The organism is Psychromonas antarctica, assembly GCF_022267535.1.
In the GTDB taxonomy this organism is placed as follows: Bacteria; Pseudomonadota; Gammaproteobacteria; order Enterobacterales; family Psychromonadaceae; genus Psychromonas; species Psychromonas antarctica.
Window position 1 is genome coordinate 1 of the sequence record NZ_JAHNZV010000228.1, and the last position, 1,657, is coordinate 1,657.

The 1,657-nt window shown below is 40.1% G+C and carries 2 protein-coding genes; both read right to left on the reverse strand.

All coding sequences use genetic code 11. The annotated features are described in order from the left end of the window. Window positions 1-37 precede the first annotated feature (37 nt). Entirely contained in the window at window positions 38-1,144 is a 1,107-nt protein-coding gene (locus KSO91_RS17140) for an IS3 family transposase (RefSeq protein ID WP_338049799.1), read from the reverse strand. Next, window positions 1,090-1,581 carry a transposase gene (locus KSO91_RS17145; protein ID WP_238744233.1) on the reverse strand — a complete coding sequence of 164 codons (492 nt, stop codon included), beginning with the start codon at window positions 1,579-1,581 and terminating at the stop codon, window positions 1,090-1,092. The genes KSO91_RS17140 and KSO91_RS17145 overlap by 55 nt, the downstream gene beginning before the upstream one ends. Between the last annotated feature and the right edge of the window lie 76 nt (window positions 1,582-1,657).

Consider the following 1,657-nt stretch of genomic DNA (forward strand, 5'->3'; position numbering starts at 1 on the left):
CGGTCGCTGTCAAGATAGTTGCAATGATTGACTGTGATTATGCAGCTAGTTTTGCTTCTTCTTCTGAGGGTTTGTTAATGTAAACATCACCTACAGGATCGCAGTTCCTTGTTTTACCTGACCAACGTTCAGGGCGCTTGCTTTTAGCTAATTCGATCACCATATTTCGCTTCTGTAATTGTTCTTTATCACCGCCATTATGACGTTGGTTTGGTGTGACAAAATTCAGCCCGCTATGTAAATGCTCTCCGTTGTACCAACGAGTAAAATGCATTACCCATGTCTGTGCATCTTCTAATGTTTTAAAGCCAGTGACAGGATATTTAGGGCAATACTTGAGAGTCTTAAATATCGATTCAGCGAACGCATTATCATTACTGGTATGTGGCCGATTAAATGAACGGCTAATGCCTAGTGTTTGTAATGTACCTTGCAGAGTCGCACTACGCATGGGCCCGCCATTATCACTGTGCAGCACGCGAGGCACTTGTGATGATAAGGCTTTCTCTCTTGCTACCGCTTGCTGTGTGAGCATTGAGGCATTATCTGCACTCTCTGATAATAAGACTTCTGCTAATATTATTTTTCTGCTGTATAAATCGAGAAATAAGTGCAAGTAAAAGAACTGCCCAATAACATGCGTTTTTAATAAAGAGACATCCCAACACCAAATATCATTTGGCTTGCTCGCCCTTAATCTAGGTGCATTCCGTTTTATCGCTTGCGTACTGACACCTCGATGAGTGAGCATTTTCTCTTGCCGAAGAATTCGATAATAAGTTGATTCACTACCATGCCAAATCCCCTTATCAAGCAGTAACGGCACTATTTGTGTGGGTGGTAAATCTGCGTATTCTTTTTGGCAACAGACTTCTAATATCGTTTGTTTTTCATCTGCTGAGAGCTTGTTGATAGGGGCTGGCCTTTGTGCTGTCGAGCGCTTGTCATCGATAACCTGGCCTGCATTATGCCAACGTGTAAATGTCGAACAATTAATACCGATAACGTGACAACATTTATATAACGCAGCACCGTGCTCTCTGGCAATATTAATATCAGAAACGATTATCTTTCGCTCACTGATACCGGTTAACTTTCCTCGTCCTGGAAGTGATGTCGGTACTTTTTTGATAGGACCATTAATGCAGCCGCTTCAGCTAACGCTTTATCCTTACGATTAAGCTCTTTCTCTAGCCGTTTTATCTCATTATCTTTTTTATTTTGCTCATTTTTTTGCTTTGAATTTAAGGCTGGAACGGTATTAAAGCCTGATAAACAAGCTGTTTTCCACTGTTCGAGTTGTTCTAAATAGATACCTTTTTGACGACAATATTCGCCTTTTTCCGCTTGCGTCATTACTGACGTTTCAATAATGCTAGCGAGCTTCGCCTCATTACTCCACTTATTGCAATCGGTTGTTCCTGTCACTAATTTACCTTGCTGTAATGCTTTTTTACGCCAGTAATAAAGAGTTTGTTTCGGCACGTTATATTTTGTAACAAGATCAGGGATCTTTAATGAGTTTGGAGGGCTCATATCGTTAATAACTTTCTGTTTTAATTCTTCTGGATAATTTGTCATATGTTGCTTAGTTAACCTCTTAGATAATTATGAGAACTTAATTAAGTCATCATTGCAACTATTCTGACACTGGGGG